Below are 21,385 nucleotides of genomic sequence, written 5' to 3' on the forward strand. Positions count from 1 at the left end.
GGTCTGAAACGAATCTCAGAAGAGGCCTGCGAGCGCCGTGTCGGTACCCTGCAGCTCGGAGTTACCAGTGCTGACCAGCTGGGCCGCGCCATTAAGGGTCTCGTTCAGCTGGGCCGCATGCTGATTCCACATCTTCTGCAGCTCCTGGAATGCTTCGGAAGCCGCACCATCTTCCCAGTTGTCCTGCACGAACTTCAAGACATCGCTCTTGAAGTCGTCGAGCATGGTCATGATGCCCTGGGCCTGGTTCTTGATGTCCATGGCGCCGGCTTCGACGGCATGGAAGTCCGCGGAAATCTTACTGACGGAGTTTGCTACCATTTCAGCTCCTTGAGTCCTGATCGCAATTACGGAATTACACCGGAGGAAGATCGAGGCTGGAGGCGTGCGACTGCACGCTCTGCTGGAATGCAGAGTCTTGCGCGCTGAACTTCCCACTCGACTGCACCAGGTTCTCTACCGTCTGGAGCAGCTTGTCGTTCAGCTTGTCGGCTTGGAAGTAGTAGCGCTCCATGAAGGAATCAAAGGCTCCGCGAGCCTCACCGCTCCAGGTGGCAGTGGTGGCGTCCTCATGAGCCTTCACCCGCTGGATTTCCTGAACCAACCGGGAGTGCTTGTCTTCGCATTGTTGTGCGAAGGTCTTGAGCGCTCCCGCGTCTACGCTTGCCTTTGGTGCCACTGTGGCTCCCTTCGGTTCGGGCCGACGATCCCAGTCAGCCTCTTCATCTGATTGGACGCGAGTAAGGATGGATCGGTTCCATCAATCTCGGAGAAGTTCGGTTGATTCAAGCGTGCGGCCCCGAACTCGTCGAAGGGGCACCTCGGACCTGGACACCCCCAGCAATCCGGTCGTCGTGATCTACCATGTTTACACGTCCCTCCCTCCGCGTACTCACTGTCGCCGACGAGCAAGCCCCCCGGCGGTGTGCCAACGGTACCGTACCTCGAGGTGCGACGCTAGCTTTGTGCCGCAGGTGAACTCGCCGATGGTCGAGCGCCAGTGCCGCGTTCCGGAGCCGGAAACGGTCCTCGGCTGGGGCCCGCGCTGGACGCTACTTTGTGACGACCTTGGTGATGGTGGGGACCATCTTGTCGACAAGCGTATTGGTCGACTGATCCGTCCACACCTGGAACGCCTGGACAGTCGACGGGTCGTCCACGATCACGATCTTGGCCTGGGTGTTCAACAGTCCGCTCGGCAGACCGCCCAAGCCCCCGTTACCAGCCTTGCTATCTGACCTCAGCACGATGATGACCTCGGTATCGATATCCAAGGAATAGGTGTTGACGGACAACTGGCGCGGAGACTTCTCGTCACCGACTGCTTTGTATTTCGAGCTATACCTGAAACCAATATCCTGCAGGAACTTGGACTGGGTGCTGGGATTCAGTGTTACCGATAGCGTCGCATTGCCGAAGTTGAACGCAGTAACGGACTTTCCATCGAGTTCCGGATGGGCCTTACGCACTTCGGCCAGTCGGTCACCGCTCCCGGCGCTGGTGGAGTCGGGCTCGCGATTGATGAAGATGAAGGTTCCCGCCGCGACGGCAGCCGCGACCACCAAGATGCTGAGGGTCGGCACCAGGAAACGGCGGACACGGGCACGCTGGGTGCTGGCATTCCGCAGTGTTGCTACCCGACTCTGGTCGGTGTCCTCGCGCTGCGGCACCGACATCGAGAGAGGTGACTGGGCAGCGGTCGTATGGGGCGGAGATGGTGCGGTGGTCGAGTGCGTCGCGAGGGTGTGTCTCGGGTCGGTCGCATAGGCCGGCCCGGGTGCCATGAACTGGGATGTGCCATACAGCGCGGCCTCCGCATCCTGGATGAACTCTCGACAAGTGCTGTATCGATAAGCCGGATCTTTGGCCATGACCTTCTCGATCACGGCGTCGAGCGCGGCGGGTAGGCCAGGGCGCGCAGCGCTCAACTTGGGTGGTGGCTCGTGGAGGTGGCCCATCATGACGACTGCGGGCATCGTCGACGGATACGGATTCTGGCCCGTCAGAAGTTTGAAGAACGAGCAGCCGAGACTGTATATGTCGGCACGGTGATCCAAACTTGTGCCGACCAACTGCTCCGGTGGCGCATAGGCCACCGTGGCCATGAAATTGCCTGTCGCCGTGAGATCTTGGCCGTCCTCGGCCGACTTCGCAACGCCGAAGTCGGTCAGTAGCACCCGTTCTTCGTCACCCTGCTCGGCTGCGGAGAGCAAAAAGTTTGCGGGTTTCACATCGCGATGCAGCAGGCCACGCCGATGGGCGTAATCGAGCCCCTTACCCACTTCGGAGATTATGCGCAGCGCTCGCTGCGGTGTCATGACCGAGGGCCCCTTCCGGGCCTCGTCTGCGGCGTCTACCCCGTCGATGTATTGCATGGCAATCCAGAGTTGGCCGTTCTCCTCGCCGCGGTTGTACACCGCGACGATGTTCGGATGATCCAGTCCAGCTGCCAGATTGGCTTCCCGCTCGAATCGCGCTCGGAACTCATCGTCGGTCGACAGATCTGCGCTGAGGACCTTCAGTGCGTCGCGGCGCGGCAGGATGGGGTTCTGCGCCAGGTAGACAGTCCCCATCCCGCCGCTACCGAGAACCTGAATCACCCGGTATCCGCCAACGATTGCGCCGGGCCGCAACGCCATTCGGTCCTCCCTCAATGATGTCGAAGGCCCGAAACGCGAGCCTTCCGAAGAAATCTAGCAAGCCGCAGTAACGGATTCGACTCGCATCGGCCGTCGATGCAGGGCACGGCGAGCACGTATCAGCGCCCGCTCGCCAGTAGTTTGTACTGCGCCGCAGTTCGCTGGTGCAGGTCCTGGACATTGCGGCCGTTCACCTTTGCGACGTACCGATCGAACGCTATCCAACACACGGGTGGGTAGTTCGACGCTGATGAGATGCCGGGCTTGGCGTTGTAGCAGTGCGCGGTGGCCAGGTTGGTGGGACTGTCGACCTTGGCGTAGTTCTCCTCATCGATGACCGGCGCCTCGAGGGCCGCGATGAGCCGGGTCGTACTGGATATGTCACGCGTGCGATAGATGGCGGTGGCCGATACGGCGATATTGTCGACTCCCGCATCGTCGAAGGCGGCCATGGCCAGGTTGGGATGCCGCTCGAAGTGCATCGCCGCGCGCTTGGGGTAGACCGCTGATGGGTCGGATCCACCCGGCCTGTTGTCCTTGTCGAAGGGCAGCGTGCGGCTGAGTAGCCCATCCACGTCGAGAGGAAGCGATTTGATTTGATCGATTGGAGTGGGCGAGTATCCCTTCAACCCGTCGACCAGCTTGTCGAAGGCGCGCTTCACAAAGTCGGCTTGTTCGGCCGGATTGAACGGAATACTGACCGGGTCGTCGACCCGAACGTATAAAAGCATGTCGTCGTGAGCGAGCCAGGAAGCCATCCGGGGCGAGCCGTACGGCACCTTCGGAACGTATGTGGTGCGAGCGGCCGGATACTCCGCGATGCGATAGCCCTCCCCCAGTGTGCGATCAGCCAAGGCTTGCGCGGCGGCGTTGGCCCGGTCGGAACTCGAAAAGCGGATGGCGTCCATTTCGATCTCTCGCCCGAGCCCCGATTCTTCCCGTCGCTGACCCAAGGTATACCAACCGGCCACAAGTCCGGGCGCGATAGTGTTGAACTCCTCGGACTCCAATTTTGTGCCAGTAAAGTTAGGTTTGGATCGAGGAGTGAGCATTCGACTGATGTACGTGTGGTAATCGAATATGAATCGGTTGTCGACATCCATGACGAGTGGAATCGCGGCGCCGATTCGGATTGCCTCACGGACTGCACCGGAGTCGTCGGTTCTGGTCTTCTCGACATCGCTCGGGGTGGTCGGGTAGTTGCCCGAATCCAGCTTCGATATGTCGACTGCGGTACTGCTCAGAGCGGCGTCGTTGTTGGTGTCGTTTCCGCATGCGCCGACGGTCAGCGCCAAGGTAGATGCGAGTGCGGTGGCACATATTCGAAGACGTCGTCCCATGATTTCGATCACCCACTCTTCACTAGAATCGAGTACTGCCCCGCAGTGCGTTCCTCTAGACGACGATCAACCCTCGCCAGCTCGGGAAATGAAGATATGACGACCGCCACGTAGCGGTCGTAGACGATTGCGCAGAAGCTGCTGTACTGCCGATTCAGATCTTTTAAGTCGAGCCGCAGACACTGTGCATCACCGAGGCCAGGAGGTGGATCCAGGACCGTGTCGTTCTTGCCGGGTTTGGTGAGTGCGGTTTGTAGCCGAATTGCGGCAGCGAGGTCGCGTGCTCTATAGACGGTGCCTGCCCGGCGTCCGATCAGATCCACCCCACCCTCTTCAAATGCCTTCCTGACATCGATCGGATTGCGCTCGAAATGCAATATCCCGGCTGGTTCGAACGGGCCGAAATCTTCGTCGTAAAGGCTGAAGCCCGGATCGGAATAGTCCTTCGCTTTCGGTGCCGCTCGACGCATGATGCCATCGGGGTCCAGGGGAAGGTCCAGCAGGTCGTCGACCGGAACGGGCTGCTGCCGGTCAATTTGGGGGATCTGCAAATCTATTGTCTTCTTGATGGTTCCAGCGAGCTTATCCTGGTTTGCCTCCGGCATTCCCGCGCTGATTGCGATGACATAGGGGCCGTGTGGCTGAAATGCGTTCGCGGAGAGGTTGTCAGCTGATGTCGCACGTGCATCAGGGTAGCTGTCGATGGGGATCGGATGACGCTCACGCTGTTCGGCAGTTATTCTGGCGAAATCGTCTGCCGCATTCTTGCTGTCGGCGTCCGATGCGAAGCGCAGAACTGATATGATCAATCTTTTTTGACTGCGCAGGTTCCCGTTGCTCCGAGAAACGTACGCGCCCGCGACGAGATTATTGTTGTCGCCGACTTGTTTGTAAATTTCCGGGAGCGCTCCGTCGGCAGTCATCGACGTAGAATCGGCGATCAACTTGACGAAGCCGACGCTCGTCAGATCACTATCCACGTCGAAGGGCTGTACAACGTAGTTCAGCATGCGGCGCGCTTCTATGAACCGCACCGACTGTGCAGTATCGGAGCTGGTTCGCAGTTTGAACGGCGAGGGGTCGGTGGCTGCGGCTCCGGTCTTGAGGGTGGACAGATCAACCGGCGCCAGACCCGGCAGAGGCTGTCCATCGATCGAGCTCGCACAGCTGGTGCCAATAAGAAGCGCAACCGCTAGTGCCGCCGCAGCAGACAATTGTCTCTTCACGGGATCGTCCTCATCGTGCGGTCAGGAGAGCGTACTGAGCGGAGATCTTCTGATGAAGATCTTGCAACTGCTTCGCTGCCGCTTGGATAACATATCGGTCGACCTGTAAGAAGCAGAAATTCGCTATTATGAGCTCTTTGTCGAGAGACTGCGTCGTTTTTGCGTAGCACTCGATATTCTGGCCAAGTCCAGTAGGAGCGTCGACGGTTTTATCGCCAGGTCGCGAATGTGTCGATGGTCGCCATTCTTGCCAAAGGGCTTCGGAGCCCGTATTCGACTTGCTCCGGAAAACCACCGCGTCGCCAAAGGATACGAGATCGACTTCGGTTCGTTCGAATAATGACAGCTCGTCCTGCCCGGGACTCGACAACAGCGAAAGCGATCCGCGCCCGGTGTACAAGCCGTCGGGCTCGGCGCGAACCGGCGCGTCCGGATTGCTGGGGAGGGTGCGCCCGAGGAGCCCCGGCGGATCGAGGGGGATGCGTTGCAGATCCGCGGCGGGGGTCGGCTGGAACTTGTCGAGCAGCGGGAGTTGCACGCCGAGCATCTTCTCGACCTGTGCAGTCAACGCGGGAAGGTCTGGCGCGGACGTATCGTCGACGATCTTCATGAAGATGACGTATCGGTCGTGCACCGTCCATGCGCCGATGGAGGAGACGCTCGGCCGCCAATGTGCTGTAGTGCTCGGATAATTGGCGATCTGGATCGGCTCGTTGCCGTTGTTATACGTGAAGTCGTCGTGTTCTAGCGTCGGGCCGACGGTCTGCGCGGTCTGCGCGTCGGGGAACATCAGCACCGCGACGTTCAAAGTGCGCTGTTTGTGGTCTGGGTTATCGGCTGTCGCCCATGCATTGACCCATCCCGCCACCAAGTCTTTGGCGACATCATCGAACGTGTCATTGATGATCAGCGGTCCCAGGGTCTTACGGTTGAGCACGATATGTGGCCGGACGCCCCACGCGTCCTCGACATAGGATGGATCCGCCTCATACGGCAGAGTCACATAGTCCGCCAGCCGCTGTGCCTCCCGCGCCCGGGCCTGCTTATCGTTCTTGGCATTGCCGATTTCGCGCGGCTTCGTCTGGTAGTTCCCGACATTCAGTTCGGAGACATCGGTCTCTACACGTCCGGGATTCCCGGATACCTCGGAGCCGCAGGCGCCGACGACTGCCGCTAGCACGCCTGCCGTCACCATGGCACACGCGGTCCGAAGCCCGATTGATCTCACGGCGAGCTTCAACGCCCTCCCCCTTTGTTCGCGTACTTGTCGCGGGATCCTACTTCACGCCCGCCCTCAGCGCCGGGCCCTATTTCACCTGTGCCTCCAGCATCGGGACCAGTGTTTGGGCCGCCGATGCGTACCGCTGGGTCTGTCGGTTCACAAGCTGTTGGCGAACAGCGCGAACTGCGCGGTCACCTTCTGCCGCACATCCGGCTCCTTGTCGCTGGTGACCACACCGACATACCGCTTGTACGCGACGTAACAGCGGTACTTGTATTGCCGTTCCGGATCGCCTTTGCTGTTGAGCTGCAAGCATTTCGCGCCGGGAACGTCCCTGGGCGCGTCGATGGCGTCGAAGGTGTCGCGCACCTCGTCGATGAGTCCGTCGATGAACTTCTGTGCGGCGGGATAGTCGCGGACCCGGGTGACCGAGCCGTTGTCGACGATGCCGAATTTCTCGACCCCGACCTCGTCCACCAGCTTCTGGGTCTTGGACTCGTCCTCGGCCGATTGGACGAAGTAGCCCGGCCCGTAGACCGCGAAGTTATCGGCGTTCGGCGTGTGACCGCGGCGATCGGCGACCACCACGCGCGCGAGCATGCCCTCGGGATCGACCTTCAGACCGCTGATCTTGTCCTGCGGGGTGGCCTGGAATTTGTCCAGCGCAGGCACCTGCGCGTCGAGCGTCTTCTCGACCCAGCTGAGCAGGTCCGGACCGTCCGCCTTGGGGCGCCCGACGAACAGCGAGATGACGAATTCCTTGTGCGCCATGAATGTGCCGATATTGGCGACGCCCGGACGCCAATGGATGTAGGCGTCCGGATACTTGCTCGACGGCAGTTTGCGGTTGTCGGGGGAGATATTGATATCGGCGTCTTCGAGTTCGCGGGCGGCGATCTTCGCGGTGGCCTCGTCCGGGAACCGGAATACCACGTTGGTGACCGCGGTGGTGTCGGCCGAGGGCCGGGTCTGGCCGGGGGGATCGGGTTTGTCCGAGCCGCTGGAGGCATATCCGGTCAGGTACTTGCGGTTCTCCAGCACCGGCTTGGACGCGGCGGCGACGTGCTCGACGGCATCGTCGATGGTGGTGAGCACCTTGCCCTCCCGTCCGTAGGTGAGCGACGGGTCGATCCTGGAGGACGCGACCACGGCGTCCGACATGCGCATGCCCTCGAGTAGCGCGCCGTTCGTGCCCGCGTCCTGGTTGTATTCGTGCCGATCGACCGGATACGTGCCGACCTCCAGTTTGCGCACGTCCTGTTCGGCAGGCAGCGCCGTGCCCGGCACGCCGCTACAGCCGACCAGCATCCCTGCCGTCGCGATACAAGCCACGGCGAGCGCGACGCGCGAAGTCCTAACCATGACAGGCCCCTCGTTCCTCCCGATGTGCATTTGAAGTTACCGGACGGACGCCGGGCAGGGGGACCCTTGGTGGCCGGATTGCAATACCCTGGTCGGTGTGGCGACGACCCTGCAATGCCTGCCCCCAGGAGGCCGATACCGTTGAAGGATCGGCAGGTCGAGGTCGTCATCGGAGGTCACGCCGTCGCCCGGGTCGCGGGTGCGGTCGTGGTCGTCGCGCATCGTGGGCGCGCCCGCCTGACTGCGGACGCACCGGCCGTCGTCGCGCTGGAATCGCTGGCCGAAATCGCGCGCGAGGCCGCTGAACAGCATCCGGAAGGCCCTGGCGCGCTGGTCGCGCGGCAGGCGACCCGCTGGTTGATGAAGGATGCCGAGCAGATCAGCCCCGGCGAGCCGATCGACTTCGGCATCCTGTCCGCGGCCGAGACCGGCGGAGTGGCGATCTTCCTGCACGGCGCGGTCACCGCGGTACTGGCCGGTGACGGGACCCTCGAGCACTACCGCGGCAGCGATGCGGCGTTCACGGTCGATCGGGTCGCGACGGTGCCGGCGCGGGCCGTCGCGCTGCTCGTCGACGATCCCAATGGCCGCATTCCCGAGCTGCCCACGAAACGCGGGATCGGCTGGTTGGTGGAGGGGATCGCGCAGGCGGGCGGTGCGATCGTCTGGTCCGACGCGGTGCGCGCCAGTTCCGTGCCCGCGCCGCCCGAGGCCGCGCATCAACCGCCGCCACCACCGACCGCACGCATCGACACCGGACCGACCCAGCGGCCCGCACCGGTACCGCACCCGACCGAGACCAGGGCATCGACCGCGATGCTCGATTCGGTCCAGGAACAGGAACCGGCCGACCTGCATCAGGCATCGACCCAAACCGGCGGCACCAACCCGGCCCCGCGCGCGGATCCAGATCTGCAGCGTCGGCTGGAGGCCACCGCGAAGGCCACCGCGCTGACGGTCAGGGTGATGGGATTCAAGTGTGCGCGAGCGCATCCCAGTGATCCGCGCTCGGCGTTCTGCACGGTCTGCGGTATGCCGGTCGATCAGACACAGCAGCTGATCGAGGTGGTGCGTCCGCCGCTCGGCATGCTGGTCCTCGACGACGGCATGACCTACATGCTGGCCGCCGACGCGGTCCTCGGCCGCGATCCGGAGCATTCCGAACAGGCGCGCCGCGGCTTGGTGCCGCTGAAGGTCGAGGATTCCTCGGGCGGCATGTCCCGCGCGCATGCCGAGGTGCTGCTGGTGAATTGGGATGTGTCCCTGGTGGATCGGGGTTCCACCAACGGCACCCGCACCCGGCTGCCCGGCTATCGCGACTGGATCCGCATACCACCGAACCAGCCGATGGTGCTGGTGCCGGGGACCGAGGTGATGATCGGCAATCGGGTGCTGCGCTTCGAACCCGCCGCGCCGCCGCCGTTCGGTTAGGAGTACCGCGACGTGCAGGTGTGCTCGCCGCTGAGCACCCCGGCGCGGAACGCGTCGACCCGGGAGAACCCACTCGGCACGGTCTTGCCCTCGACGTCGCTGGCCGCGAGTCCGTCGGCGAGCAGACCGGAGACCGCCTCGTCGAGATCGCCTGCGGCCAAGACGATATCGCCCTGTGCTTGCGTGCGCCCGGGTTGGGCGAGCTTGCCGGTGACCACGCCGGACAGGCAGGCCGCGCGTAGTCCGGTCTTCGCGCCGACGAGCTTCTGGCCGTTGCTCTGTTGTACGGCAAGGGTGTAGCGCGAGATGAAAACGACGTAGCCGTTGTAATCGCCGGTCACCTTGAGCGGTAAGGGATCATTGTCGTCGGCATTGGACGTACCGCGCTGGGCCAGCGCTGATACATCGGTGGCGATGGTGTTCTCGGCCGGACAGTACGAAACCGGAGGTGTGGCAACGCCGTTGCGGCAATCGATTTTCGCGCCGGAGTAGTCGTAGGTCGGCGTCTGCTTCAGCGGCAGGATCGCGGCCAGGGCCTTGCTGAGCTCGATCAGACTGTCCTTGTCGATCGGATTCTCGCCGTGGCCCGGATCATCCTTGAAGCTCTGCGGCAAATTGCCACGGCGGCTGTTGATCTCGTTCATATTGATGGCCTTGCAGGCCTTCGGGCCGTCGGTGAAGCCGATCTGCACGGCCGTGACCCGCTCGAATGCCGAACCGTGCACGCTCTCGGGATCATCGGGATTGGAGTCGCGAATGGCGACCGTCGCGGCCAGCACCGAGTTCAGGCCGTCGGCGGTGTTGATGGTGAAGTGCTTCGACTTGCCCTCGGCCACATGGCGAATGAAGGCACCCGAGAAACAGTCGGCCTGCTGCTCCTTGACGATCACCGGATCCTTGGTCGCCACGATTTTGGCCAGCGTCTGAATGGCGTGCCCGTATTCATGGGCGAGCACCATGATTACCGCCATCTTGCCGAAGGTGTCCTCGATCGTCGGCAACAGCACCGAGCGGTCCCAGCCGATGGAGTTGTCCAAGCGGCAGTAGGCGGCGTTCACCAGGTGATAGGTGGATTCCTTGCAGAATTCGAGCGCCTGACTGCGCGGGGCCTTCGCGCTCCAGGAGATCAGCTTGTCGACCGGCTTGAATTCGCCCTCGAAGTCCTTGTGGTACTCGGCGCTCCAGTAGGTCTGGATATCGTCGATCGCGTTGAGCGCGAGGGCGTCCACCTCGCCGCTGTCCCCGTTTATCGCGGTGAGCGAGCTGTCGGAGACGCCGGAGCGCGGTCCGCTCGGTCCGCTCGTGGTGGGCAGTCCGGCGACCTTGAACGGATCGTCATAGACCGAAACCGCCCGACCGGATACCGACCGCGTACATCCCGCGAACAGCGCGACAATGCATAGTGCTGCGGTAATGACGGCGGTCGCACGGAGTTTCGGCAAGGCTCCCCCTAGTCGGCCGGTCGCACATTCATAACGGTCTCCGGATCGGGGTAAAAGGCGCATCGGGGGCACCGCCGATGTCCGGGTGATGGAATAGTATCCGCTGCATGTCTTCACCGGGGGCGCAGACCATCACCGTGCGCCATGATGGAACCGAACGGGTCTTCGATTCGAATCAACAGATCACCATGGGCCGCGCACCCGAAGTGACGCTGTTCGTGGACAGCCCGCTGGTCTCGCGGGTGCACGCGACGCTCGCCTGGCAGGGCAACAACTGGGTACTCACCGACAATGGCAGCACCAACGGCGTTTTCGTGGATGCGCGCCGGTTGAGTCAACCGGTTCCGATCAATCGGCCGACGCAGGTTCGTCTGGGGGATGCGATCAGCGGGCCGCTCCTGCATCTGCTGCCCGCGACACCGGCCCGCACTCCGGCAGCGCAGCAGCCGCCCGCAGCGCAGCCGCAGTCGTCGGTGCCGCCGGGTTATCAGCATCCGCGACGGACCCAGCCGCAGCCGCAGCAGTGGCCGCAGCAACCGCCCTCCCAGCCGCAGCAGCAACAACCCCCGCAGCAGCGGCCGCAGCTCCCGCCGCAACCGCCCTCCCAGCCGCAGCAGCCGAACGTCGACATGACCTTCAAGGCCGACACCTCGATGCTGCCGCCGGTCCGATCGCGCACGTCCACCGCGCCGATCGCCAGGGCCGACCGGGTGCCGCCCGGCGGGCTCAATATCGGTCGTACCTCCGATAATCAGATCGTCGTCAACGATCCGCTGGCCTCGCGTAAGCACGCGCGCCTGGTCGCTGCGGGCGAAGGCCTGACCATCGAGGACCTCGGCTCGGCCAACGGCACCTTCGTCAACGGCCGTCGCGAGCAACGTACGGTGCTGCGCGAGCGCGACATCATCACCATCGGCAATATCGACTTCGTCGTCCAGCAGGGCGCTCTGGTGCATCGGCAGAAGCCGGTCGCGGAGCAGGGGCTGCACGTGCACGGCGTCGGGTTCACCGTCGAGGGCAACAAGCAGTTGCTGGTCGATGTCAACATGCAGGCCGGGCGGGGCACGCTCACCGCAATGATCGGTCCGTCCGGCGCGGGCAAGTCGACGCTGTCGAAGTTGATCGCGGGCAGCACGCAGCCCTCCGGCGGTGTGGTCACCTTCGAGGGCCGCAACCTGCACGCCGAATACGAGGCGTTGCGTTCCCGCATCGGCATGGTGCCGCAGGACGATGTGCTGCACCGGCAGCTGACCGTGCGCCAGGCTCTCGGCTACGCCGCCGAGCTGCGGCTGCCACCCGACAACTCGAAGGCCGACCGGCAGCAGGTGATCGACGGTGTGCTGAAAGAACTTTCGCTCACCGAACACGCCGACACCAGGGTCGACCGGCTCTCCGGCGGTCAGCGCAAGCGCGCGTCGGTGGCGTTGGAACTGCTGACCGGCCCATCGCTGCTGATCCTGGACGAGCCGACCTCGGGTCTGGACCCGGCGCTGGATCGTCAGGTGATGGTGATGCTGCGCGAGCTGGCCGATGCCGGGCGCACGGTCATCGTGGTCACCCACTCGGTGGCCTGCTTGGACATGTGCGATCAGGTGCTGTTGCTCGCGCCCGGCGGCAAGACGGCCTTCTGCGGTCATCCGGCCAGCGTCGGCGCGGCCATGGGCACCAGCGACTGGGCGGAGATCTTCGGCCGGGTGGCCGCGAATCCGGATCAGGCGTTCGCCGCGTATCGGTCCAGACTGGCGTTCGCGACACCGCCACCACCACCCGCGCCGCGACAGCAGGGGTCGGCGGGCAGCCCGCCGCAATCTGGTCGCGGCAAACAGTTCTCCACGTTGGCGCGGCGGCAGGTCCGGTTGATCTTCGCCGACCGCGGTTACCTCGCGTTCCTGGTGGTGCTGCCGTTCATTCTCGGCGCGCTGTCACTGGTGGTGCCCGGCAAGAACGGCTTCCAATCCGGTGCGCTCGAGCAGGTGCAGAGTGGGAACGAGACGCTGTTCGTCCCCTCCGGCGGCGGCGAGACCCAGCAGTTGCTGGTGGTGTTGATTCTGGGTGCCTGCTTCATGGGATCCACGTTGACTGTGCGCGATCTGGTCGGGGAGCGCACCATCTTCTATCGCGAGCGTGCGGTCGGGCTGCTGCCCTCGGCCTATCTGCTCGCCAAGATCGCGGTGTTCAGCCTCACCGCGTTCCTGCAGGCGGCGGTGCTGGTGGGGATCACGCTGGTCGGTAAGAAGCCGCCGCTGGAAGGTTCGGTGATCCCGAACGGACCCACCGAGCTGTATCTCGATATCGCGTTGACCGCGGTCTGCTGCGTGGTCTTCGGCCTGCTGCTGTCGGCCCTGGCGAAGTCGAACGAGCAGGTGATGCCCATGCTCGTGGTGATGATCATGGTCCAGTTGGTGATGGCGGGCGGTCTGATTCCGGTGACCGATCGGGTCGTGCTCGAGCAGATCTCGTGGCTGTTCCCGTCGCGCTGGGGCTATGCGGCCGGTGCGTCGACGGTAGATATTCGGACACTGTTCGCCAACGCGCAACCCGACGCGTTGTGGAAGCACGAGCCGAACATCTGGTACCTCGATATCGGCCTGCTCGTCGCGATTACCGTGGTGCTGGCGATTATCACCTGGCGTCGGTTGCGGCTGCGGAAGTCCAACGCGTGACGGGCTGCTTATCAGATGCGGTGAGCATGTCGCTGGCGCAGCAGGCACACTTATGCCTGTGACGGTGCGAGTTGGGGCAGTACATCTCGGGTGGGATGTGGTGTCCGTTGCCGCAGGCGGCGGTGGGACGCCGATCCGCCCGGTGCAGGTAGAAGGAACGTATACGCCGCCGGCATATCTGCTGGCGGATTCGTCGGGACGGTTGCATACCGCCGGGGTGGAGCGGCAACGGCCGGATCTGGGGATGGCGATCGCCGACGTGCGCGACATCCTCGGGCATCCACAGATCGTGGTGGCCGGTGCGACGTGGCCCGCGGAACTGGTGTTCCGGGCCCGCATGTACAACCCGCTCGCGGCCATCGGCGAATATCTGCGCGGGAAGCCGGATCTGGTGGCGCTGCCCTTCCCGGACGGCTGGCCCGACGAGAAGGTGGATGTGTACGTCGAGCTGGTCGAACGGCTGGACGTGACGGTCGAGCCGCTGCCGGAGAGCGTCGCGCTGTCGGGATATGTGCGTGCGTTGGGGCTGGTGCGGTCGCCGGATGAGCGCAACCCGCGCGGGATCGGCGCGACCGGGGTGTACTCCGATGGCCGGACCATGCTGGTGGTCGCGGTGCACGGCGACGATGAGCAGCCGACCGAATCCGTGGACGTGCCGGTCAGCGCCGAGGCGATGCGCGATGCGCGCTCCGCCGACAATGTGGTGATCGAGGTGATGGCCGCGGCCCGCTCGATCGGCGCGGACACCTCGACGGTGCTGCTGTCGGGCAATGTGTGTTTCAACGACGCGCTGCGGCTGGCCTTCCAGAACCATCTCGGGCACCGGTTGCACGTGGCCGATCATCCGATGCACGCGCTGGTGCTCGGCGCTTCACATCTGCTGGTGACCGATAACGAGAACGGGGAGCCGGAGTCGGCGGGGCGGCATGCCGAGCCTGCGTCGCAGCCGGTGTCGCGGGAGCGGCCGGTGGAGTCGGCGCGGCATCAGGTCGAATCGGCTCAGGCTCAGGCGCTTTCGGCACAGCGACAGGTGGAGGCCGCGCAGGCGTTGTCGGCGCAGCGGCAGGCGGAGGTGTCGCAGGGGGCGGATGTGCCGCAGGTGCCCGGCCGTCCCGAGCAGGTTCGTCCCGAGCAGGAGCAGGGGCGTTCCGAAGCCGCGCAATCGCATTCGCCCGTGGTTCAGTACGGGCCCGGGTATCCGACTGTGCAGCCGTCGGCCGAGCCGACGGGCGAGGAGCCGACGACCCGAGTCGGTCGGGAATCGCTGCCGCCGAACCTCGCGGAGTTGGGGAGTAGGTTCACCCGGCCGCCGGGCCAGTATCCGCAGGACCAGCGGACCACGGTTATCGGTCGCCAACCAGGGGCCGCGCCGCAGAGTCAGCCCCCGCCGCAGGGACCGCCGAACCAGCAGGGGCCCGGTCCGCAGGGGCCAGTGCCGCCGCTCGGGCCGCGTGGTCCCTATCAACCGCCGAGCGGTTCCGAGGGACAGTGGCGCGAGGGTCCACGCGAATCCGATGAGGACGAGGACAAGCCGCGCAAGGGCAAGCGCTGGGGCAAGTTGTTCGGGGCCCAGGCGGTGGCCGGTGCCGCGGCGATGGCGGCGATGGCCATGCCCGCCGGTGGCGACCGGGTCGAACTGGCCGCCTCGATCGGCGTGACCCCGGTTTCGTGCCCGCTGACCCCGTACGTCACCAACGAGCAGCGCGCGGGCATCGCCGCCGCACGCGGATACGACTCGGTCCTGGCAGGCATCACGGAGGATTTCGGATACGACGCCTCCGGCGCGGAGTGCGCGCAGCCGAGCATCGACGTCCCCCGCTACGTGGTGCCCGGTCCGCCCGGTGCCATCGATCACGGTCCGCCGATCGAGATCTGACCGGTTTCATATCGCTCGGGCCCGACTGGTATCGTTGCCCGTTGGCGTGTGGAACGTACGTCGAGCCCCGGGTCTCCACCGGCCGCCGGGGATCAGCTCGACCGCACGCCTGGCCGGCAACACCGACTACAGACAGGGAAGCACTGTGCCTACGTACAGCCCCAAGGCGGGTGACGTGACCCGTCAGTGGTACGTCATCGACGCCACTGACGTAGTGCTCGGCCGTCTCGCCGTCCAGGCAGCGAATCTGCTGCGCGGCAAGACCAAGCCGACCTACGCGCCGAACTTCGATGGTGGCGACTTCGTCATCATCATCAACGCCGACAAGGTTGCCATCTCCGGCAACAAGAAGGCGGACAAGCTGATCCACCACCACAGTGGCCACCCGGGCGGCCTCAAGTCGCGCACTGTCGGTCAGGTGTTGGAGTCGCGCCCCGATCGTCTCGTGGAGAAGGCCGTCAAGGGCATGATCCCGAAGAACAAGCTCGGCAACGCCATCGCGGGCAAGCTGAAGGTCTACGCGGGCCCGACGCATCCGCACGCCGCTCAGCAGCCCATTCCGTTCGAGATCAAGCAGGTGGCCCAGTGACCGCTCCCGAGGAATTCAACGAGGACTTCTCCGACGACGCGGTCGTCGAGGACGCCACCGCGGAGGTCGTCGAGGAGGAGTACGGCTACGAGGCCGAGCCCGCCGCCTTCGTCCCCGTCGTGATCGACCGCCCGGTGCAGACTGTCGGTCGCCGCAAGGAGGCCGTCGTTCGCGTGCGCCTGGTGCCGGGTTCCGGCAACTTCGTGCTGAACGGTCGCACCATCGAGGATTACTTCCCGAACAAGGTGCACCAGCAGTTGGTCAAGTCGCCGCTGGTGACCGTTGAGCGTGCGGAGTCCTTCGACATCTACGCTCGCCTCGTCGGCGGTGGCCCCTCGGGCCAGGCCGGTGCACTGCGACTGGCGATCGCCCGGGCGCTGATCGAGGTCACCCCGGATGACCGTCCCGCCCTCAAGCGGGCCGGCTTCCTCACGCGTGACCCGCGTGCCGTCGAGCGTAAGAAGTACGGCCTCAAGAAGGCCCGCAAGGCGCCGCAGTACTCGAAGCGCTGATTTTGGCTACGTCGGCCACCGTCATCCGGCACCCAGGGGGTGTCGGAGACGGTACGGTCGGCGGGGCACCTGTGCGAGAGCAGGCTCCCAGTACGGCTGGGCGCCTGCTCTCGTGCTGTATCTACGATGAGGGGCGAGGGTAGTGGGACGTTTGTTCGGCACCGACGGAGTCCGTGGGCTTGCCAATGCATCACTGAGTCCAGAACTGGCGCTGCAGGTTTCCGGTGCTGCCGCGCAGATCCTGAGCCGCGGCAAAAAGCGCGCGCTCGCCGTGGTCGGTCGCGATCCGCGCGCCAGCGGCGAGATGCTCGAGGCCGCGGTCACCGCGGGCCTCACCGCCGCGGGCGTGAATGTGCTTTCGGTAGGCGTACTTCCGACCCCCGCCGTCGCCTACCTCACCGGCCTCTACGACGCGTGTCTCGGCGTGATGATCTCCGCCTCGCACAATCCCATGCCGGACAACGGAATCAAGATCTTCGCCGCCGGCGGGCACAAGCTCGACGACGCGATCGAGGACCGCATCGAAGCGCTGATCGCCGAAGCCGCGCCGCTGCGGCCGGTCGGTGCCGCGATCGGCCGGGTGCTGAACGCTTCCGGCGCACGGGATCACGGGCTGGTCATCCCCGATCAGTACAGCGTGGCCGGAACGCACGAACGGTACGTCGAGCATCTGGTGGAGGCCTCCGGACGGGACCTGTCCGGGTTGACCGTCGTCGTCGACTGCGCGCACGGTGCGGCCGCCGAAGTGGGGCCCGCCGCCTACCGTGAGGCCGGAGCCACGGTGATCGCGATCAATGCCGAGCCCGACGGCCTGAACATCAATGATGGTTGCGGCTCAACGCATCTCGATCAGATTCAGCGCGCGGTGCGCGAGCACGGTGCCGACCTCGGAATCGCGCACGACGGCGATGCCGACCGCACCTTGGCGGTCGACGCCGACGGTGCTGTCGTCGACGGCGACGCGATCCTGGCAATCCTCGCATTGGCCATGCACGAGATCGGCTCACTCGCCCAGAACACTCTGGTCGCAACGGTCATGAGCAACCTCGGCCTGCACATCGCGATGCGCGAAGCCGGAATCATCTTGCGCACCACCGCCGTTGGTGACCGGTACGTGCTCGAGGAGTTGCGCCGCGGCGGTTACAACCTCGGTGGCGAGCAGTCCGGGCATGTGGTGTTCCCCGACTACGGCACCACCGGTGACGGCATCCTCACCGGTTTGAAACTGATGGCCCGCATGGCGGAAACCAAGCGCTCGCTGGCCGATTTGGCGAGCGTGCTGCAGACGGTGCCGCAGGTTCTGGTGAACGTACCGGTCGCCGACAAGGCGCTCGTCGCCGCCGCCCCCGAGATCCGTGACGCCGTGCTGGAAGCCGAACGAGCGCTGGGTGATTCCGGCCGAATCCTGTTGCGGCCCAGTGGAACCGAACAGTTGGTCCGGGTCATGGTCGAAGCGACGGATCCGGTTCAGGCGCAGCAGTTGGCCGACGATCTCGCCAAGCGCGTCGCCGCGGTATAGCCGCGACGAGCCGTCGGCCATCCACCGCGCCACGGCGAGTTGTCCACAGGAAACCGGTTATCCACAGACTTTCTGTTTGCGCTGGTCGTCGCCGAAAGGTGCACCGCGGTATCGCCGATGGTGGATACATGCGATCCGGACTCGAACAAGCAAGGGATAAGCAATTCGGCGTATTCACCTCATGGCAAGTCCTCTGCGAATACACCCGCGTAGAAATGCGCACCCTCATCGACCAGGGCGAATGGGTCCGAGTCTTCCGCGGTGTTTTCCGTGAGGCGACCACTCCACCCACAGCCCAACTCCGCGTCGAGGCCGCGCGCCTGTCGATCGGCATCCCCTCCCTGGCCGCAGGCTACGGTACCGCCGCCGAACTACACGGCTTCGCACTCCCGACCACCCACACCACCCACGTCTTCGGCCCCCAAGAATCCCGCACCGGCCGCCTCGTAGTCCACCGCGACCGAGTCGACCCAACCGACCTGGAACTGATCCAAGGCACAGTAACCACAAACGCCGTCCGCACCGCAGTAGACGTAGCCCGCACATCCCCCCGCCCAGACGCATTGGCCACCCTCAACACCGCCCTATGCCACGGCATCTCCCGCACCGCCCTCATCGCCGAGGTCAACCGCCACCGCCGCCGCCGAGGCTTCCAACAAGCCGCCGAACTGATCGAACTGGCCGACAGCTGAACCGAGCCCCGCACAACCCTGGACCAGATTGCATTGCATCGACCCTGTCGAACTTCCGGTGAACTGCTGCTCCAGCTCCGACTCGACTCGTTCCAGATAGGCGCGACCGAGCTCCGGTGGTCGGAAACCATGAGTACGCACATGCTTGTTCGCGAGGCACCGGCCGCCCATTGATCGGTGTCGGTCGTGCGCACGAAAGCGCGCCGGGCAGTCCGGAGCAGCTCTCCGTCGGCCCGGCTTCCACCAACGTCCGCTAGCTAGTTCAGCTGAGCACCGACTCTTTGGTGCGCGGTCGCCCAGCCGGGCCGCTCCTGACTGTTCTGCGCCGGGGGCGTCACCGTGTTCGTCGTTGTCCGCCTGGCTCCGCTCAATGCCTGGTCGGTGATGGTCGTGTCGGAGATGTGGCCACGGGCCACGCGGAGCAACTGTTGGTTTGTCGGATCACGCAATACTGGGTTGACGCTGTTCAAGATACGGTCCGCTTGCATGCTTCCGATCGCCCCCATCATGCGTTGGGCGGCGAGCTGGTCGTCTTCGAATTGAGTACCGCGCAACGGGCCTGTGGGAGTATCGCCGACGGCCACTCGTTGGAGATCCAAGATCGCCTCAGCCGTAGGGTCGTTCAGGTAGGCATCGACCCATCGTGCCTCCCGCCCGTTGGCTACGCCGCCGTCGAGGGTGACGCCGGCGGGGACGGAGCGCCGATACCGGAATGCGGCGGCCTGCAAAGTAGCGAGATCCGCCGCGACTTCTCCGGGACTACTGTTGCCGTTGATGAGGCGAATCGACGAGTCCTGGACGCGTTGGACCCCGGCGACCACGTGGCCGAGATGTTGGTTGGACAGCGTCCAGTCCTTGGTGTTGCCATCGACGATCGACCACGAGCGAATGGCATTGAACACGATGTCCTCGTCGGTGAATCCGGCGGCGAGCAGCGCGGCCGGTGCATCGGTGATCTTTCCGCCGATATCGTCCAAACCCTGCAGCGCCGCGGCCGCGCCGCGGACGGTGTTGATGCCGCCCCCTGGCGCGGCAATCGCGGCCTCCCGGGCGGCCCTCGCGAATACCGGACGGTGCACATACGCCTGGGCGTAGGAGCCTCTGGGACCACCCATTCCCGCCGCGCTCCAGAAGCCCCATTGGCCCAGCTGTGCCGCTCGTTCCGTTCTGGCGAAGGGCCGCAACGGGGATCGTGTTCTGCCCCACAGCCATTCGGTCGCCGGTGAATTGCTGACGGTGCTGACCGCGCCGAGCGCCGCCAGCATACTTGCGGCCGGCATGGCATGCTTCGCACCGACGGCACCCATACCCAGTGCTGTCCCGCTACTGCTGCCCGATCCGCGCCCGGCGCCGCTGCCTTGAATGGCCAGGGCGAACCTGTTGGCGACCCATTCGTTGCCCTTGTCGAGGCTGGCGCTGAGCTTTCTGAGCTGGAGGATTGCGATGATCATCACGATCGCTCCGACGATGAACACCACCATGACCTGATCCCCGGCCAGCCGGAACAGGTCTCCCAGGATCAGGACATACACGCCCAGAAATATGGTGAAGGCCGTCATTCGCGCGGCCGCGATGACGCCATCGACCATATTGCGCACCAGGAACGTCTGCGTCGGCCCGTACACGAAGCCACCCGCCGCGAAACCGAAGATCGACATCAAGCCGTGGTAGATGGTGTCGAGCGCCGCCCGGATGACCTTGATCGCGAGCACGGCCCCGAAAGCGAGTAGCACCATGCCGGCCAGCAGCAGCAACAGGCCGGTCGCGATCTGCTCGAAGTTCGGATTGTCGATGGACTCTTTGGCCACACGGTCCCCGCAACTGCCGATACCGCTCTTTACGCGGTCCTCGCTGCCTGCCGAAGTACCCACCGACCACGCCGACTTGCACGCGGCCTGATCGTCGACGATATGCCCGAAGTTCCACACCTGCAGCGGGCGCCGGGCGAAATTGTCCGTCAGGGTGCCCTGCATGGTCGCCACCGTCCGGGACGGGTCGACGTTGTTATTTCCGTTCAACCCCGCCGCCACCGTGATGCCCAGATCCCGCCCCTCCGCCAGCAATCCGTGCGAGGACAACACATCCGCCAACGGCTCGGCCAGGAATACCGGACCGATCACCGCGACCCCCACCATCGTCACCACCTGCATGGTCGCCTTGGCGTAGAAGCCGCGGGTAACGAACCACGCGACAAAGAACGCGCCGATCGCCGCAGCGGTCAGCAACATCATCGGTGTCGCGATCTGCCCGGTCAGGTTTTCCGCCACACCGGTCAGCACCTTCGAGAAGATGTTCAGCCACTCGAAGCTCAATGCGTACCCGATCAACCAGATCGCCGTTGTCACAAGGATTTTCCAGCCCGCGAACTCCAGGCCGAGGACAAGGGAGAGCGCGCTGTTTCCGGGATGTAGCACACTGCCGTGGTCGGTGGCGAACATGTAATTCGAGAGCGGCACCCCCGATGAATCCGCGACATGTGTCCAGCCGAGTGCGCTGCCCACCGATGATCCGGCAGTCCTGGCGCCGGTATCAGCGGTGGCCACCGCACCCAGTAGCGCGGGGACGACGAACAGCGCGAAGAAACCGAACAGTATCCGGATAGCCCAGCGCCGAGGTCGTGTCGCGAGAAGCCGGTCACGCCAGCGCCGCATCGCCATGAGCATCCGCCATTGGACCGGATCCCCGTATTCCGCTGTCCAGTTGTACACTGCCACAACCTGATTCGTTCGCCGCGTGCCACTCGTGTACCGGCACGACATGGAGGATGAGCATCCGATCGGGTAGATCCTCGGGGCTGCTCGACAGTCCCCGGCTATGACACCTGACGTTAACGATGCGGCGTGAACGACCGCCATCCGGTTCGTAAACAACG

The 21,385-nt window shown here is 64.6% G+C and carries 16 protein-coding genes; 7 read left to right on the forward strand and 9 right to left on the reverse strand.

The annotated features are described in order from the left end of the window. Nucleotides 1–15: 15 nt before the first annotated feature. The 7 genes from OG874_RS40540 to OG874_RS40570 all read right to left on the reverse strand — a co-directional run bounded on the left by OG874_RS40540 (nucleotide 16) and on the right by OG874_RS40570 (nucleotide 7,789). Complete coding sequence (locus OG874_RS40540; protein WP_330252314.1) at nucleotides 16–321, reverse strand: WXG100 family type VII secretion target; 306 nt, start codon at nucleotides 319–321, stop codon at nucleotides 16–18. Between the two features lie 34 nt (nucleotides 322–355). Next, the gene (locus OG874_RS40545) at nucleotides 356–679 is read right to left on the reverse strand and encodes a WXG100 family type VII secretion target (protein WP_330252315.1); all 324 of its coding nucleotides are present in this window, start codon (nucleotides 677–679) and stop codon (nucleotides 356–358) included. Between the two features lie 373 nt (nucleotides 680–1,052). Beyond that, on the reverse strand, nucleotides 1,053–2,639 hold the full coding sequence (locus OG874_RS40550; RefSeq protein ID WP_330252316.1) for a serine/threonine-protein kinase: 1,587 nt from the start codon (nucleotides 2,637–2,639) through the stop codon (nucleotides 1,053–1,055). A gap of 119 nt (nucleotides 2,640–2,758) precedes the next feature. After that, nucleotides 2,759–3,979 carry a DUF7373 family lipoprotein gene (locus tag OG874_RS40555; protein ID WP_330252317.1) on the reverse strand — a complete coding sequence of 407 codons (1,221 nt, stop codon included), beginning with the start codon at nucleotides 3,977–3,979 and terminating at the stop codon, nucleotides 2,759–2,761. Nucleotides 3,980–3,987: 8 nt separating this feature from the next. Next, entirely contained in the window at nucleotides 3,988–5,205 is a 1,218-nt protein-coding gene (locus tag OG874_RS40560; protein WP_330252318.1) for a DUF7373 family lipoprotein, read from the reverse strand. 10 nt (nucleotides 5,206–5,215) lie between these two features. After that, a complete protein-coding gene (locus OG874_RS40565) occupies nucleotides 5,216–6,400 on the reverse strand; it encodes a DUF7373 family lipoprotein (protein ID WP_330252319.1) in 1,185 nt (394 codons plus the stop codon). 183 nt (nucleotides 6,401–6,583) lie between these two features. Next, nucleotides 6,584–7,789, reverse strand: a complete 1,206-nt coding sequence (locus OG874_RS40570; RefSeq protein ID WP_330252320.1) for a DUF7373 family lipoprotein — start codon at nucleotides 7,787–7,789, stop codon at nucleotides 6,584–6,586. Between the two features lie 141 nt (nucleotides 7,790–7,930). On the opposite strand from OG874_RS40570, the gene OG874_RS40575 reads away from it, so the two are divergent. Continuing rightward, nucleotides 7,931–9,220 (forward strand): FHA domain-containing protein, encoded by a 1,290-nt coding sequence (locus OG874_RS40575; RefSeq protein ID WP_330252321.1) that lies wholly within the window; start codon nucleotides 7,931–7,933, stop codon nucleotides 9,218–9,220. Here the strand turns inward: OG874_RS40575 and OG874_RS40580 are convergent. Beyond that, nucleotides 9,217–10,662, reverse strand: a complete 1,446-nt coding sequence (locus OG874_RS40580) for a metallopeptidase (protein ID WP_330252322.1) — start codon at nucleotides 10,660–10,662, stop codon at nucleotides 9,217–9,219. The genes OG874_RS40575 and OG874_RS40580 overlap by 4 nt on opposite strands. 107 nt (nucleotides 10,663–10,769) lie before the next feature. On the opposite strand from OG874_RS40580, the gene OG874_RS40585 reads away from it, so the two are divergent. The 6 genes from OG874_RS40585 to OG874_RS40610 all read left to right on the forward strand — a co-directional run bounded on the left by OG874_RS40585 (nucleotide 10,770) and on the right by OG874_RS40610 (nucleotide 18,513). After that, nucleotides 10,770–13,325 (forward strand): FHA domain-containing protein, encoded by a 2,556-nt coding sequence (locus OG874_RS40585; RefSeq protein ID WP_330252323.1) that lies wholly within the window; start codon nucleotides 10,770–10,772, stop codon nucleotides 13,323–13,325. A gap of 58 nt (nucleotides 13,326–13,383) precedes the next feature. Next, a complete protein-coding gene (locus OG874_RS40590) occupies nucleotides 13,384–15,201 on the forward strand; it encodes a hypothetical protein (protein WP_330252324.1) in 1,818 nt (605 codons plus the stop codon). A gap of 145 nt (nucleotides 15,202–15,346) precedes the next feature. Beyond that, a complete protein-coding gene (gene rplM, locus OG874_RS40595; protein WP_330252325.1) occupies nucleotides 15,347–15,790 on the forward strand; it encodes a 50S ribosomal protein L13 in 444 nt (147 codons plus the stop codon). After that, nucleotides 15,787–16,302: a 30S ribosomal protein S9 gene (gene rpsI, locus OG874_RS40600; protein WP_330252326.1), complete on the forward strand. Its 516-nt coding sequence runs from the start codon at nucleotides 15,787–15,789 to the stop codon at nucleotides 16,300–16,302. The genes rplM and rpsI overlap by 4 nt, the downstream gene beginning before the upstream one ends. A 142-nt stretch (nucleotides 16,303–16,444) precedes the next feature. Further along, nucleotides 16,445–17,821 carry a phosphoglucosamine mutase gene (gene glmM, locus OG874_RS40605; protein WP_330252327.1) on the forward strand — a complete coding sequence of 459 codons (1,377 nt, stop codon included), beginning with the start codon at nucleotides 16,445–16,447 and terminating at the stop codon, nucleotides 17,819–17,821. A 128-nt stretch (nucleotides 17,822–17,949) separates the two neighbouring features. Further along, nucleotides 17,950–18,513, forward strand: a complete 564-nt coding sequence (locus tag OG874_RS40610) for a hypothetical protein (RefSeq protein WP_330252328.1) — start codon at nucleotides 17,950–17,952, stop codon at nucleotides 18,511–18,513. A gap of 257 nt (nucleotides 18,514–18,770) precedes the next feature. On the opposite strand, the gene OG874_RS40615 is transcribed toward OG874_RS40610, so the two are convergent. Continuing rightward, nucleotides 18,771–21,221, reverse strand: a complete 2,451-nt coding sequence (locus OG874_RS40615) for a hypothetical protein (RefSeq protein ID WP_330252329.1) — start codon at nucleotides 21,219–21,221, stop codon at nucleotides 18,771–18,773. Nucleotides 21,222–21,385 lie beyond the last annotated feature (164 nt).

The organism is Nocardia sp. NBC_00565, from assembly GCF_036345915.1.
Taxonomy (GTDB): Bacteria; Actinomycetota; Actinomycetes; order Mycobacteriales; family Mycobacteriaceae; genus Nocardia.